The organism is Hymenobacter negativus, from assembly GCF_016056375.1.
In the GTDB taxonomy this organism is placed as follows: Bacteria; Bacteroidota; Bacteroidia; order Cytophagales; family Hymenobacteraceae; genus Hymenobacter; species Hymenobacter negativus_A.
In genome coordinates, this window is record NZ_JAEDAE010000011.1 from 64,844 (window position 1) to 78,570 (window position 13,727).

Consider the following 13,727-nt stretch of genomic DNA (forward strand, 5'->3'; position numbering starts at 1 on the left):
AGTTGAGCAAAGGTCAAACCCTAAGTAAACCGCTAAAGGGAGGCCGGGGTTGCCCCGCCCGAACTATTATTGCCGCGCTGGTCGAGCTTAATAATCGTCGTCGGTGTTCTTCTTTTTGAACTCGCCTTTCTTCACCTGCTGAATGAGTTGCAGCCAGCTGAAGGGGTTGAGCAGCGGGTTGTTGGAGTACTGGTTGGGGGCCATGCCCATGTGGCGGTCGTAGTCGAGCTGCTGGTTGCTCATCGTCTGGCGGAAGTTGGCCACCGCGCCCATGGGCTGGGTCCGGAAAATCCGGTTCATCAGCTCCTGATTTAAATTGTCGGCTGCCGCGCTGCCGCGCTCGGTGGGCAGGCGCAAGGCCAGAAAGGCCTTCTTGAAGTCGCGCTCGGTGGTGTAGGGAAACACGCGCACCTCGGGCAGCACGGTGGCATCTTCCTTGAGCTGCACGATAACCGAGTAGCTCTGGCGTTGGAAATCCTTGGGGATGACAATGGTCTGGTTGGCGTAGCCCAACGAACGAATCACGATGCTGTCGCCGGCCAGCACGGCCATCGAGAAGTAGCCGTACACGTTTGAGGCCGTGCCCCGGCCCGCTTTGGGCACGTAGATGGTGGCGCCTGGCACGCCCAACAGGCTGTCGCCGGTGGCCACGATGCCGGTGAATTGAATCACCTTGCGCTTGCCCTGAGCGTGCGCGCCCGGCGCGGCGAGCAGCAGGACCAGTAAGGACGCGGCCAGAAAAAAGGAAAAGCGACGAAGGCGCAAGAAATCAGGCATATTCAGATAGCGGAAGAACAAATATACGGCACCACGTTCGGGGCCGAGGGTAACTTTGGGCAGAAAGAACGACGGGCGAACTTCCCGCTTCTCAGACAGCAGATGCGCTTGAAACATTTCACGGTTGCTTTTGGTCAGCAACTTTTTAAATCGCTGGGCGACGAAAGCCGCGTGCGCATCCTGCATTTGCTGTGGCGCAACCAGGAAATGGTGGTGGCCGACCTGGAGCAGGTGCTGGATTTCACCCAGACCAAAACCAGTAGGCAATTATCGTACTTAAAGAATGCAGGTTTGGTGAATGTGCGCCGGCTCGACAACTGGATGTACTACTTCCTGAAAGAAGAGACGGCCGAGCTGCTCCAGCAGTTGCTGGCCTTCATGGAAAAAGACCCCCAGCTGCTGCACGACCAGCAAGTGTACCAAACCCTGTGGTCGAACCGCGAGCTGGCCGCGTATAAGCTCCAGAACCGCCACTGGCACGGCCCGAATTAGGGTAGGAGGGTAAGAAGGGCAGAAGGGTAGGAGGAGACGGCATTTCTTGCCTCTTATGCTATCTGCCGCGCTTTCTGTCAACTCCTGCCTCCATACCCTCTTACCCTCATACCCTCGCTCATGAGCACCGTTCGCCGCCTTTTTGTGTGCACCAATCAGAAATCCGGAGTAGGAGAGGATGTGGCCAAAGCCCTGAAAAAAGAGTTGAAGATTCAGGGTCTGAAAAAGCTGCTGACAGGCGGGGAGCGGGAGCGCGTGCGGGTGCAGACCTGCAACTGCCTCGACCTCTGCAAACACTGCAAAAAAGGCCCTGGCGCGGCCCTCATCGTATATCCCGAAGGCACGGCCTACGGCAAAGTGCGCCCCGCCGACGCGGCCGAGCTGGTGGCCCGGCACCTGGGCCTGGGGCAGGTGGTGGAGCGCTTACTATTGCGCGACCAGTAGCCCGGCAAAAGCCGGCATTTGCGGGGAAGAAGAGGCCTTTGGCCGGCCCGGCTACTGCAGTTGCCAACCGTAGTGGGCCATAATCCGTTGATAGAGCAATTCATTTGCTTTTCATTCTCGCTCCCATGCGTTTTTCTCTCGCAGCCCTGGCCCTCGCCGGGCTGAGCCTTACCGCTGCCGCCCAGCCGGCTGCTCCCCCCGATTCGGTTTACACCACGCCTCAGGCGGCGCCGCGCCCCGTTGGCCTCGTGCCAATGGCCGGGCAGGAGGCCCGCAGCACGAAGTCCTTCGGCCAGCTGGGTAAAGGCAGTAATCTTACCTTGTTGCCCATCCCGGTGCTGTTTTACCAGGCCGAAACCGGCCTCGGCTACGGCCTGGGGGCGCTGCTCAGTGGGCGGTTTTCGGCCGATACCCTCACCCGGCCATCCAACGCCCGGGTGCAGTACTGGACTACTACCGAAGGCCAGTCACTCATTCAGCTGGTGCACTCGGTGTACACGCCGGGCGAGAAATTCTACCTGAATGGTGAAATTAGCGCCTACGATATTTTGCTGTATTACTACGGCAAGGGCCCGAATACTTCCAGCGCCAACGAGTCGGAAACCGACTATAAGCTGTTCATCATCAACCAACGGATTCAGAAGCAGATTGCGCCCAAGCTATTTTTTGGCGCGCAGTACCGCTTCACCAAAATCACGGACGTGCACGGCCCGGCCACTGCCACCGATAATAAGACCCCCAGCATATTCTACAACGAGGGGCGACTGACGGCGCGCGAGCGGCAGAATACGCAGATTTCGGGCCTCGGCCCGGTCATCACCTACGATACGCGCGATGTGCCGCTGGCCGCTTTCCACGGCAACTTGCTTGATTTTGGGGCTACGTTCAACGGCACGGGCCTGGGGTCGGACTACCGTTTTGTGCGCTACCAGCTCGATGCCCGCCACTTTCAGCCCATCGGCTCCAACCGCACCATTCTGGCCGCGCAGTTCCTCGGCCAGTTCCACACCGGCGATGTGCCGTTCCGCGAGCTGGCCGGCCTGGGCGCCAACCTAGGTGGTACGCTCTACAATAACGCTAACCTGCTGCGTGGCATCTACGAGCAGCGCTTCCGCGACCGGCAGATGATTATGTTCCAAGCCGAAATTCGCCAGAAACTGTTCTGGCGCATCGATGGAGCGGTATTCGGCGGCGTTGGCAACGTAAACAACTACATCGATAAGTTTAACCTCAGCGACACGAAATACGCCGGCGGGGCGGGCATCCGCTTCAACTTTATCCGCCGCGACCGCGTGAACCTGCGCCTCGACTACGCCGCCGGTACCGGCAGCTCGCCGGGCATCCTCTTTGCCATCGGCGAAGCGTTCTAGAAACGGTGTTTTTTTCGAAAACCTCCCCTGCATGCAGGGGAGGTTTTTTTATGGGCCAGCAGAATTTATAACCGAAACAGCAGTTTGCGTTATTGCACTGACTGTTTGACGACTGCCTGAGACGTAAACCTGGCAGTAGCCCTGGCGGCGCATCCGGCTGCAAGCTGAGCCTTATCCTTTCGCTACAGCCCGGCGTACACTTGGTTCGATGGACCACGCTACTCCCGCGCGCTTCCTGGCTGCCCACGAGGCCACCGCTACCGCCCCCGTTCCTTCCCTGCTACCGCCACTCGTTCCCGCGCGTGACCACTGCGCGGTGCACCTGCGCCAGCAGTTGCCCCCGCCCCGCGCCAGCCTGCGCATCAGCGTCATCATTCCGGCCAAAGACGAGGCCGCCACGTTGCCCTCCGCGCTGGCGGCCTTGGTCGCCCAGGTCACCGAGCACGGCCAGCCTTTGCCACCGGATAGTTTCGAGGTCATTGTGTTGGCCAATAACTGCCAGGATGCCACTGCGGCCGTGGTGCGCCGCCAAGCCCGGAAGTTTCCCGGACTGGTGGTGCACGTAGCCGAGCTGTGCCTGCGCGGCGCTACGGCCCACGTAGGCCGCGCCCGCCGCCTGCTGATGGACGAGGCCTGCGCCCGGTTAGAGCAGGTGGGCCAGCCTGCCGGCATCATCGCCAGCACCGATGCCGATACGCAGGTAGCGCCCACCTGGCTGGCAGCCATTCAGGCCGAAATAGCCGCCGGGGCCGATGCCGTAGGCGGCCGCATTATTACCAGCAACGACGATGCCGGTCCGGCGGCGCTCCGGCGCATCCAGGCGCACGATGCGGCTTATCGGCTGCTTTGCGCTCGCCTCGAAGACCTTATTGACCCCGCGCCACTGGACCGGTGGCCCCGGCATCACCAGCATTTCGGGGCCAGTCTGGCCCTCACAGCCCGGGCCTACCGCCAGGTGGGCGGCCTGCCCGAAGTACGTTTTCTGGAAGACGAAGCCCTGTGCCAGCAGTTGCGTCGGCACGATTTGGCCCTGCGCCATAGCCCGCGGGTGCGCGTGCTCACCTCGGCCCGCCGCCAGGGCCGGGTAGAAGTGGGCCTGTCCTGGCAGCTGAGCGAATGGCTACGCATGAGCCAGCAGCAGCGCGAGCCGCACGTGGAAAACCCCGTACAGCTAATGCGGAGGTGGCAACTGCGCCGCCAACTACGTGCCTGCTGGGCTGGTAGCCCGGGAGCCGAGCTGGATGCTGCAATGGCCCGCCTGGGCCTGCCCGTGGCCACCGTGCTGGCCCAAATGCAACGGGCGGCCACATTTGGAGCATTGTGGGAATGGGCGCTGGCTCACAGCCCCAACCTGACCACGGCGTTGGTGCCGCTGTCGCGGGCGCTGCTGATGCTGCCCCGGCTCATTCGGAGCGGCGTGGTGGCGGAGTGGCAACCGCTGGCTTAGCGTTTTTGCAGCAAGTCAAGCCGGTAAGTTTCGTGCCGCTGGCCGGTGAGGTGACGCAGCGGGCCGTTTTCATTGGTCCTTGCCAAGAAAAATTCGTGCACGTCGTCACCGGTCAGGGGGTAGTCGTGCACGGGCGGCGTCCAGTGCACTAGCAGCAGCTGGCCGCCGGGGTTCAGGCCGGCTATTAACAAATCTGCCGCGCGGGCTAAGTCGGCTGGCGACCAATAATAGCCGACTTCCGAGAGCATAATCAAGTCGAACGACTGCCTGGGGAATTCTTCGGGCACCCGCAGCTGCCGAATTTCGACTTGTGGCAGGTTGGCACACCGCGCCCGGGCCTGAGCCAGGGCCGCCTCGCTCACGTCCACGGCCAGTAGATGGCCACAGCGCGGGGCCAGCTGCGCTGTGAGCACCCCCAGCGAGCAGCCAATTTCAAACACCTCGGCGTAGCGTGGGCGGGGCAGGGCGGCCAGCGTGGTGGCATATTTCTCCCGCTCGTAAGGGCTGGTTTCGAAGTTCCACGGGTCGCGGTTGGCCTGGTACACGTGGTCGAAATACTCCGGCGGCAAGGTATCGGGCTGGTTCTCGTTCATAATTCAAGCGCTTCAAAATAGACTTCATAAGGCCCGGCGAAATGCGCTAGCATTTCCGGCGATAATAAAAACCCTCCGGCATCATCCGTAAACACCCCGGGCGCTACCTGCGAGCGGTGCGCCGCAATGGCCTGCTGTTTCTGCCCCAGGGCCGCCGCAATGTCCAGCCGGAAGCCCTGCACGGCATCGGCCGCCGTGGGCAGGTCCTCCGGTGCGGCGCGCTCCCAGGCCCACACCACGTATTCGAGGCGGCGCGGCGGTTGCGGCATAGCTTCCAGGGCGGCCTGCACCAGGCGGGCGGTGGCGCGATGGTCGGGGTGGGGGTCGCGTCGCCAGGGAACCAGCACCGTAGCTGCTTGCTGGCGCTCCAGAAACTCCCGCAGCTGCGCTACAGCCGCCGTGAAGCCCGGCTCGGTTGGGCTGTTTGGCACCCGGCCGTCGGGCAGGCCCAGCAGCAGCGGCTCCGTTTCAGCTGCCCCCAGAATGGTGAGGGCGTGGCGAAATTCGGCCTCTCGCACGGCCCGCCGCGCCGGTGCTGAAAACACCTCAGAGTTGGGGTGCGACATGGTGCCATCGCTCACCAGCACGGCCGCCGTTGGCTGCCCGGCCTGACGCAGCAAGGCCAGCAGGCCCCCGCAACCCAGCGCCTCATCATCGGGATGCGGGGCGATGACTACGGTGGAGCCCAGCAGCTCAGCCACAAAGCTGGCGGCGCGGGCTAGATATTCGGAAAAAGGAAGCACGCGGAAAAAATCTGACAACTGACAGCAGCAAAAACAATCAACTAAAACGTCTTACCATCCAGCACGAAGCGGCCCACATCGGCCAGCGCGCCATCGGGGGCGGGTTGGCGGAGGTAGTGGGTGAGGTCGCGGTGCAGGCGCTCGAAGGGTTGGGGGCGAAGCAGGCCGCGCGCACCCACGCAGCGCTCGGCCAGGCGCAGCATGTCCAGGCTGATGGTTTCGATGGCGGTGCGCATCATATTGGCGTAGGCAACGGTGGTTTCGGCACCTGCGGGGGCGGCCGCGTCAGCGCGGGCGGCATTCTCGGCTGCGCCGCGCAGCCACTGGCGGCCGCTTTCCCGCAGAATGGCCATTTCGCCGAGGCGCTGGCGCTGGTAGGGGTCATCGGTGCGGCCCAGGCTGCGCAGAAAAGCAATGGTTTCGTCGCAAACGGCTTCGGCCCCGCCCAGCTGCACGGCCGCAAACCGAATGGCCCCACCGCTAAAAGCCGGTTGCTGGTAATACGCATTAGGCGGGCCGATGAGGTCCTCCGCACCAATTTCCAGCCCGGTCAAATCGGCCCGGAAGCTGGCGGTGGCCCGCATGCCCAGCGGCTGCCAGAAGGAGCGGTCCAGCACGGGCGGCTGCGCATCGGCTGGCAGCACAAACAGCTGCCAGCCCTGCCCATCGGGCAGCGCCCCGGTGATGAGCGGCCGCGCCAGATGGCCCGCGCCCGAAGCAAACGTCTTGGCCCCGCGCAGGCGGTAGCGGCCGTTGGGCAGAGCCTCCAGATGCACCCCATCGGCTGGATTCTCCGTGTTCCACACACCAAATAAGTGGCCGGCGTGGGTATCGGCGGCGTAGCGGGCCACCTGGTCGGCCGTGGCTAGCTGCTGAATGAGCAGCAGGGCATTTACGTGGCCCTCGTACACGCGCCCTACCGCCAGATTGCCCCGCCCCACGTGCTGCAGCACGCGCAGCAGCGCCAGCGTGGCCGCCGGTGTATGCAGTCCCGCCCCGCCAAGGGCCGCCGGCAGCGCCGCCGTAAGCAGGCCGGCTGTGTGCAGCCAATTAAATTCCCGGGTCGGAAAACCGCCTTCCACATCGGTCGCGGCGGCCTGAGCGAACAAGCGCGGAGCCAGTTGCGCGGCAGCTGCTTCGGCCTGTGCAGGCGTCATTGCCGCTTCAAACGCTTTGGTGGTTTCAGAGGAAGGCGGGCACGAAGGCGCGGCGGCAGCTAGCAACATAAATGGAGGGAGAATAACAGCGGAGCTTTGCTATACTTTTCAACGCCGCATAGTGTTCTGCTAAAGCTGATTTAAAAGACCCCGGGCGCGGTCGTAACAATTCGGTAACACGACCGGCGGGCTGCAGGCTGAGCCCGGGCGTACCTTCGTGGCGGCAATTGTGCCCAGCTTTTTCGCCCGTTTTATGTCGTCCCGTCCCATTCGCGCCGCGTTGCTTTCCGTGTATCACAAAGACCGACTGGCCCCGCTGGTGCAGGTTTTGCGCCAGCACGGCGTCACGCTGTACTCCACCGGTGGCACCCAGAAATTCCTCGAAGATGAAGGAGCCGAAGTAACTGCCGTGGAAGACCTCACCGGCTTTCCCGAAGTATTCGGTGGCCGCGTGAAAACGCTGCACCCCAAGGTGTTCGGCGGCATCCTGCACCGCCGCCACGACGTGGGCGACCTCGCCGAAGCCGAGCACCACGCCATTCCGCCCATCGATTTGGTGGTGGTGGATTTGTACCCATTCGAAGAAACCGTAGCCAGCGGCGCCGAGGAGCAAGATGTCATCGAGAAAATTGACATCGGCGGCATTTCACTGCTGCGCGCCGCCGCCAAAAACTTCCGCGACGTGCTCGTAGTCAGCAGCCGCGACCAGTACGCAGCCGTGACCGAGCTGCTCACCGCCAAAAATGGCGCTACCGACCTCGAAGACCGTCGCCACTACGCTGCCGCCGCCTTCGCCTCCACTTCGCATTACGACACCGAAATTTTCCAATACATGAGCCAGGGCACGGCCGTAGCCGGCACTGCCCTGCGCCTCAGCGCCCAGCCTGCCACGCCGCTGCGCTACGGCGAAAACCCGCACCAAGCCGGCACCTTCTACGGTGACCTATCGGCCCTTTTCGACCAGCTCCACGGCAAGCAGCTGAGCTACAACAACCTCGTTGACGTGGACGCCGCCGTGGCCCTCATGGCCGAATTCACCGATGGCGAACCCGCCTGCGCCATCCTCAAGCACACCAACGCCTGCGGCGTAGCTCAAGCCGCTACCCTGCACGAGGCCTACGTGAACGCCCTGAGCTGCGACCCGACGTCCGCTTTTGGCGGCGTCATCATCGTGAATAAGGAAGTGGACGCGGCTACCGCCGCTGAGCTCAATCAGCTGTTCTTTGAAGTGCTGATTGCCCCAGGCTTCGCCGCCGAGGCGCTGCCCGTACTTCAGAGCAAGAAAAACCGGATTCTGCTGCGGCAAAAGCCCGTTGAGTTTCCGAGGAAGCAGGTGAAAACCCTGCTCAACGGCATCATCGAGCAGGATGCTGACCGCCAGACCGAGACGGCCGCCGACTTCCGTACCGTTACCCAGTCGGCCCCGACCAATGAGGAAACGGCCGCTCTGGTTTTCGCCGGCAAAATCTGCAAGCACACCAAGAGTAACACCATCGTACTGGCCCGCGCCGGCCAGCTGCTGGCCTCCGGCGTGGGCCAGACCAGCCGCGTCGATGCGCTGCGCCAGGCCATTGAGAAGGCCCGCGCCTTCGGCTTCGACCTGCACGGCGCCGTGATGGCTTCGGACGCTTTCTTCCCCTTCCCCGATTGCGTGGAGATTGCCGGTGCGGCCGGCATCCGCGCCGTGGTGCAGCCCGGCGGCTCCATTAAAGATGCTGATAGCATCAAAGCTGCTGATGAATTGGGCATGGCCATGGTGCTCACGGGCGTGCGTCACTTCAAGCACTAGGGGGAAGTGGGCGGCGGCCCTGTCATTGCGAGGGCGCAGCTTGTGGCAATCCGTCCTTTTCTCAGCGACCAACCTAATACTGTGACAAACGCTTAAACTGTGACAAGGCCCTTTCACCACAAAGCCCCGGTACTGCGCAGTGCCGGGGCTTTGTGGTGAAAGGGCGTGTCTGGTTTTGCCAGGGCAGATTGCCACGGGCTGCGCCCTCGCAATGACAGTCGTCCTCAGTTGGCTTCCTTAGCAGAATCCCATAATCCCGTTCACCAACCCCGCGCAAACCTTCCGTACCTTTGCGCATTATTCTGCCCGACCCTATACCCGGGCTCCGCCTTATTGCAGCTAACTCAATGGGTTTCTTTAATTTCCTGACCAGCGACATCGCCATCGACCTGGGTACGGCCAATACGCTCATCATTCACAACGACAAAATCGTGGTGGATGAGCCGAGCATCATCGCCAAAGACCGCACCACCAATAAAGTCATCGCTGTGGGCCGCCAGGCCCAACAGATGCACGAAAAAACGCACGATAACATCCGCACCATCCGCCCGCTGAAAGATGGCGTAATTGCCGATTTCCACGCCGCCGAGGAAATGATTAAGGGCATGATTAAGATGATTGATACGCGGAACCGGCTGTTTCAGCCCTCGCACCGCATGGTCATCTGCATCCCCTCGGGCATCACCGAAGTGGAGAAACGCGCCGTGCGCGACTCCGCCGAGCACGCCGGGGCCAAGGAAGTCTGGATGATTCAGGAGCCCATGGCCGCGGCCATTGGCATCGGCATCGACGTGGAGCAGCCCGTGGGCTCGATGATTATCGACATCGGCGGCGGCACCACCGAAATTGCTGTTATCGCGCTGTCGGGCATCGTGTGTGACCAGTCGATTAAAACGGCCGGCGACGTGTTCAACCAGGACATCCTCGACTACATGCGCCGGCAGCACAACTTGCTCATCGGCGAGCGTTCGGCCGAGCGCATCAAAATTGAAGTAGGCGCGGCCCTCACCGAACTCGACGTGCCGCCGGCCGACCACGAAGTGCGCGGCCGCGACCTGATGACGGGCATTCCGAAAGTTATCAAAGTAACGTTCTCGGAAATTGCCATTGCCCTCGATAAATCGGTGGCAAAAATCGAGGAAGCGGTATTGAAAGCCCTCGAAATTTCGCCGCCCGAATTGTCGGCCGATATTTACGAAAACGGCATTCACCTCACCGGCGGCGGCGCATTGCTGCGCGGGCTGGACAAGCGTTTGGCCGCCAAAACCAAGCTGCCGATTCACATTGCCGAGGACCCGCTGCGCGCCGTGGTGCGCGGCACCGGCAAGGCTATTAAGGATATCCAGGCCTTTAAAGGCGTGCTGCTGACGTAATTATAGGATAATAATTGAACGTCATGCTGAGCGTAGTCGAAGCATCTCTACTGTGAAGAGTAATTATTTATTACTACGGTAGAGATGCTTCGACTACGCTCAGCATGACGTTCTTTTGCTAGTCTTTCAATTGCCAATTAATTAATTCGGTGTAACCCCGTGCGGAATTTATTTCTTTTCCTATTTCGCTTTCGCGGGGCGCTGGTATTTGGCTTACTGGAAATTATTAGCCTGTATTTATTTATTACCAGTAATTCGTATCAGCGGGCGGCGTTTTTTAATTCGGCGAATACCTACGCGGGCACGGTGCTGGCCCGCCGCACTCAGATTCTGGACTACTTCCACCTGGCCGAAATGAACCAGCAGCTGGCCGCCGAAAACGCCGCGCTCCGCCAGCAGCTGTACCCGGCCGACTCCGCGCACCGCGAGGCCGATTCGGTGGCGCTGCCCCCGGCCCGCACCGATTCGCTGAAGCGCGTGCGCTACCAGCGGCCCGCCGCCAAGCCCGATACGCTGTTGCTCGGGCAGCAGCGGGTGCCGGCCCGCGACCCGAGTTATCCACTCATTCCGGCCCGCGTTATCAACAACATGCTGCACAATGTGGACAACTACCTCACGCTAAACGTGGGCCGTGCCGACGGTGTGGTGCCCGGCAAAGGCGTGGTGGCAGCCGGCGGCGTGGTGGGCCGCGTGAAAGTGGTGAGCGAGCATTATGCCACCGTCACCAGCCTGCTGCATTCGCAAACCCGCATTGCATCCAAAATCAAGCGCGACGGCACGTTTGGCACCATCAAGTGGCAAGGTGATGACCCGACGCACGCGCTGCTCGACAACGTGCTGCGCGAGACCAAGCTGGTGAAGGGCGACACGGTGGTGACGTCGAGCTACAACTCGGTATTTCCCGAAGGCATTTTTATCGGCACCATCGATTCCTTCGTGAAGGAGCCGGACAAGAACTTCTGGACCATCCGGGTGAAGCTGGGCGTCAATTTTGCCAACCTGACCTACGTGTACATCGTGACCAACCGCAATAAGCCCGAGCGCGACACCGTGGAAACCCACACGGGCATTCTGCCGAAAGGAGGGGCGCGCCCATGAACGGCCTGCGGTTCATTTTCGTGCAGGTGCTGCGTTTCCTGCTGTATGCGGGCGTACACGTGATGCTCATCAGCCGGCTGGTGCTGTTTGATTTGGGCTGGTGTTTTTTCTACCTGGGCTTTTTGCTGTTTTTGCCGTTGGCCACGCCCATTGTGGTGCAGCTGCTGCTGGCCTTCGGCATGGGGCTCACCATGGATATTTTTTATGATACCGGCGGGCTGCACGCGGCGGCGGCGGTGCTGCTGGGCTTTTTGCGGCCGTGGGTGCTGCGCCTGCTGACGCCGCGCGACGGCTACGACAGCGCCGACTCGGTGAACGTGCACCAGATGGGCTGGCAATGGTTTGGCGTGTACCTCACGCTGCTGGTGCTGCTGCACCACGCCGCGTTTTTCCTGCTGGAACTGGGCAGCTTCCGGCATTTTGGCACCACGCTGGGAAAAATGCTGGTGAGCGCACTCTTTACCGGCCTTTCGCTGTTGATTGTGCAGCTTTTGTTTTTCCCGGTGCGGAGGGGCCGGAGCTAACTAATCTATTTTATTTCTGTCATCCTGAACACAGCGAAGGATGACGAACGTGAACTATGCAGTACCTCGAAGGCCGTAAGTACGTGGTGCAGGGCATCTTTTTGGTGGTGGCGCTCATCTTCCTCACCCGCCTGTTTTTTATGCAGGTGCTGGACGGGACGTACAAGCTGGCCGCTGACAAAAACACCCTGCAGCGCTTGGTGCAGACACCCTACCGCGGGCTGATATACGACCGCAAAAACGTGCCGTTGGTGCAAAACACCCCCGTGTACGACCTGATGGTGGTGCCCCGCGAAGTGAAACAGCTCGATACGCTCCGCCTCGCCGAATTGCTGCAAATACCGCTGGAAGACCTGCGCGCCAGCCTGGTAGCGGCCAAAAAGTATTCGCGCGTGAAAGCGTCGCCCATCCTGCAAAACCTGACGACGGCCGACCTGGCCGTTATTCTGGACAAGCTGGGCGACTTCCCGGGCTTCCGGACCCAGACGCGCATGGCGCGGGCCTACCGCACGCCCAACCTGGCCCACGCGCTGGGCTACGTGGGCGCCATCACGCCGGCTTTTCTGGAAAAACCCAAGTACGCCAAGTATCAGCCGGGCGAAAACGTGGGGATTTCGGGCCTGGAGTCGTTCTATGAGCAAACACTGATGGGCCGGCGCGGCGTGCAGTACAAGATGGTGAACGTGCGAGGCATCGAAAAAGGCAAGTTTCGGGGTGGGGAGTTCGACACACTGTCGGTGGCCGGGCAGGATTTGCACCTGAGCATTGATGCTGAATTGCAGGCCTATGGGGAAAAGCTACTGGCGGGCCGACGCGGCTCCATTGTGGCCATCGACCCGAAAACGGGCGAAATTCTGGCCTTCGTATCGGCTCCGCACTACGAGCCGCAGCTGCTGACGGGCAAGGGTTCGGGCAACCGTTACATGGCTCTGCTCAACAACCCCGACCGCCCGCTGTTCGACCGGCCGTTGATGGCGACGTACCCGCCCGGCTCGGTTTTTAAACTAGTGAATGAGCTGGTGGCCTTGCAGCTGGGCGTGGTGCAGCCCAGCACGGGTTTTGAGTGCAACCAGAAGCTGGTGCGCTGCACCCACCGCCACGAGTACCCGGCCAATGTGAGCATTGCCATCAAAAACAGCTGCAACCCGTATTTCTACCAGGTGCTGCGGGCGGTGGTGCAACGCGGGCAGGCCCCGAATAAGTACGACGATGCCCACATCGGGCTGGCGCAGTGGCAGAAAATGGTGAAATCCTTCGGCCTGGGCGAGAAGCTGGGCGTGGACATGAGCCAGGAAAAGCGTGGCCTGATTCCGTCGCCGGAGTTTTACGACCACAAGTTTTTCAATAAGAAGGAAAACCGCCAGCACCGCTGGAGCTTCCGCAACGTGTATTCGCTCAGCATCGGGCAGGGCGAAATCGGCATTACGGGCCTACAAATGGCTAATGTGCTGGCCACCATTGCCAACCGGGGCTGGTACTACACGCCGCATTTCGTGCGCGGCATCGGCAATGGCGGCCCGCTGCCGGAGTTCCAGCAAAAGCACTACACGGCCGTCGATACGACCTTGTTCAAATACATCATCCCCGGCATGGAGATGGTGGTGGACGGCAACGGCGGCACCGGCAACCTGGCTTCGCTTTCGCAATACGGCATCACGATGGCCGGCAAAACCGGCACCGTGCAAAACCCCCACGGCTTCGACCACGCTACTTTTGCCGCCTTCGCGCCGGTGCAAGACCCCAAAATTGCTATTGCCGTGTTCATCGAAAACAGCGGTTTTGGGGGGACTAGCGCGGCGCCCGCGGCTGGCCTTATGATTGAGAAATACCTGCGCGGCAAGGTGGCCCCGCACCGCAAGCGCTGGGAAGATTGGGTGATGTACGGCGACTTTACCAAGCACCTGCACGGGATGTAATTCG

General features: G+C 61.4%; 13 protein-coding genes. 9 read left to right on the forward strand and 4 right to left on the reverse strand.

Annotated features, from left to right (window positions below; translation table 11 throughout):
- Positions 1-87 precede the first annotated feature (87 nt).
- Positions 88-777: a carboxypeptidase-like regulatory domain-containing protein gene (locus I7X13_RS18860; RefSeq protein WP_198076671.1), complete on the reverse strand. Its 690-nt coding sequence runs from the start codon at positions 775-777 to the stop codon at positions 88-90.
- A gap of 102 nt (positions 778-879) precedes the next feature.
- Here I7X13_RS18860 and I7X13_RS18865 point away from each other — a divergent pair, with 102 nt between their 5' ends.
- The 4 genes from I7X13_RS18865 to I7X13_RS18880 all read left to right on the forward strand — a co-directional run bounded on the left by I7X13_RS18865 (position 880) and on the right by I7X13_RS18880 (position 4,530).
- The gene (locus I7X13_RS18865; RefSeq protein ID WP_198076672.1) at positions 880-1,269 is read left to right on the forward strand and encodes an ArsR/SmtB family transcription factor; all 390 of its coding nucleotides are present in this window, start codon (positions 880-882) and stop codon (positions 1,267-1,269) included.
- Between the two features lie 120 nt (positions 1,270-1,389).
- Entirely contained in the window at positions 1,390-1,713 is a 324-nt protein-coding gene (locus I7X13_RS18870) for a (2Fe-2S) ferredoxin domain-containing protein (RefSeq protein WP_198067225.1), read from the forward strand.
- Between the two features lie 125 nt (positions 1,714-1,838).
- Positions 1,839-3,083 carry a BamA/TamA family outer membrane protein gene (locus I7X13_RS18875; protein ID WP_198076673.1) on the forward strand — a complete coding sequence of 415 codons (1,245 nt, stop codon included), beginning with the start codon at positions 1,839-1,841 and terminating at the stop codon, positions 3,081-3,083.
- Positions 3,084-3,291: 208 nt separating this feature from the next.
- Entirely contained in the window at positions 3,292-4,530 is a 1,239-nt protein-coding gene (locus I7X13_RS18880) for a glycosyltransferase family 2 protein (RefSeq protein ID WP_198076674.1), read from the forward strand.
- On the opposite strand, the gene I7X13_RS18885 is transcribed toward I7X13_RS18880, so the two are convergent.
- Genes I7X13_RS18885 through I7X13_RS18895 form a run of 3 tightly spaced genes read right to left on the reverse strand, consistent with a single transcriptional unit; the run spans position 4,527 to position 7,092 of the window.
- A complete protein-coding gene (locus tag I7X13_RS18885) occupies positions 4,527-5,123 on the reverse strand; it encodes a class I SAM-dependent DNA methyltransferase (RefSeq protein WP_198076675.1) in 597 nt (198 codons plus the stop codon). The two genes, I7X13_RS18880 and I7X13_RS18885, sit on opposite strands and share 4 nt — an antisense overlap.
- Positions 5,120-5,866 carry a PIG-L deacetylase family protein gene (locus I7X13_RS18890; protein ID WP_198076676.1) on the reverse strand — a complete coding sequence of 249 codons (747 nt, stop codon included), beginning with the start codon at positions 5,864-5,866 and terminating at the stop codon, positions 5,120-5,122. The genes I7X13_RS18885 and I7X13_RS18890 overlap by 4 nt, the downstream gene beginning before the upstream one ends.
- Positions 5,867-5,907: 41 nt before the next feature.
- Positions 5,908-7,092, reverse strand: coding sequence for an acyl-CoA dehydrogenase family protein (locus I7X13_RS18895; RefSeq protein WP_198076677.1), 1,185 nt, complete (start codon positions 7,090-7,092; stop codon positions 5,908-5,910).
- Between the two features lie 184 nt (positions 7,093-7,276).
- Between I7X13_RS18895 and purH the strand changes: the two genes are divergently transcribed.
- The 5 genes from purH (at position 7,277) to mrdA (ending at position 13,723) form a co-directional block, all read left to right on the forward strand.
- Positions 7,277-8,812: a bifunctional phosphoribosylaminoimidazolecarboxamide formyltransferase/IMP cyclohydrolase gene (gene purH, locus I7X13_RS18900; protein ID WP_198076678.1), complete on the forward strand. Its 1,536-nt coding sequence runs from the start codon at positions 7,277-7,279 to the stop codon at positions 8,810-8,812.
- Positions 8,813-9,159: 347 nt separating this feature from the next.
- Positions 9,160-10,185 carry a rod shape-determining protein gene (locus tag I7X13_RS18905; protein ID WP_198067218.1) on the forward strand — a complete coding sequence of 342 codons (1,026 nt, stop codon included), beginning with the start codon at positions 9,160-9,162 and terminating at the stop codon, positions 10,183-10,185.
- 159 nt (positions 10,186-10,344) lie between these two features.
- Complete coding sequence (gene mreC / locus I7X13_RS18910; RefSeq protein WP_198067217.1) at positions 10,345-11,283, forward strand: rod shape-determining protein MreC; 939 nt, start codon at positions 10,345-10,347, stop codon at positions 11,281-11,283.
- Positions 11,280-11,807 carry a hypothetical protein gene (locus I7X13_RS18915; protein ID WP_198076679.1) on the forward strand — a complete coding sequence of 176 codons (528 nt, stop codon included), beginning with the start codon at positions 11,280-11,282 and terminating at the stop codon, positions 11,805-11,807. Before mreC ends, I7X13_RS18915 begins: the two co-directional genes overlap by 4 nt.
- 56 nt (positions 11,808-11,863) lie before the next feature.
- Entirely contained in the window at positions 11,864-13,723 is a 1,860-nt protein-coding gene (gene mrdA, locus I7X13_RS18920; protein ID WP_198067215.1) for a penicillin-binding protein 2, read from the forward strand.
- The last annotated feature ends 4 nt before the right edge of the window (positions 13,724-13,727 follow it).

Coding starts and splice junctions, on each gene's coding strand:
- I7X13_RS18885 (WP_198076675.1), bottom strand. CDS start 5,123: ATGAACGAGAACCAGCCCGATACCTTGCCGCCGGAGTATTTCGACCAC.
- I7X13_RS18880 (WP_198076674.1), top strand. CDS start 3,292: ATGGACCACGCTACTCCCGCGCGCTTCCTGGCTGCCCACGAGGCCACC.
- mrdA (WP_198067215.1), top strand. CDS start 11,864: ATGCAGTACCTCGAAGGCCGTAAGTACGTGGTGCAGGGCATCTTTTTG.
- I7X13_RS18895 (WP_198076677.1), bottom strand. CDS start 7,092: ATGTTGCTAGCTGCCGCCGCGCCTTCGTGCCCGCCTTCCTCTGAAACC.
- I7X13_RS18905 (WP_198067218.1), top strand. CDS start 9,160: ATGGGTTTCTTTAATTTCCTGACCAGCGACATCGCCATCGACCTGGGT.
- I7X13_RS18870 (WP_198067225.1), top strand. CDS start 1,390: ATGAGCACCGTTCGCCGCCTTTTTGTGTGCACCAATCAGAAATCCGGA.
- I7X13_RS18875 (WP_198076673.1), top strand. CDS start 1,839: ATGCGTTTTTCTCTCGCAGCCCTGGCCCTCGCCGGGCTGAGCCTTACC.
- I7X13_RS18865 (WP_198076672.1), top strand. CDS start 880: ATGCGCTTGAAACATTTCACGGTTGCTTTTGGTCAGCAACTTTTTAAA.
- purH (WP_198076678.1), top strand. CDS start 7,277: ATGTCGTCCCGTCCCATTCGCGCCGCGTTGCTTTCCGTGTATCACAAA.
- I7X13_RS18860 (WP_198076671.1), bottom strand. CDS start 777: ATGCCTGATTTCTTGCGCCTTCGTCGCTTTTCCTTTTTTCTGGCCGCG.
- I7X13_RS18915 (WP_198076679.1), top strand. CDS start 11,280: ATGAACGGCCTGCGGTTCATTTTCGTGCAGGTGCTGCGTTTCCTGCTG.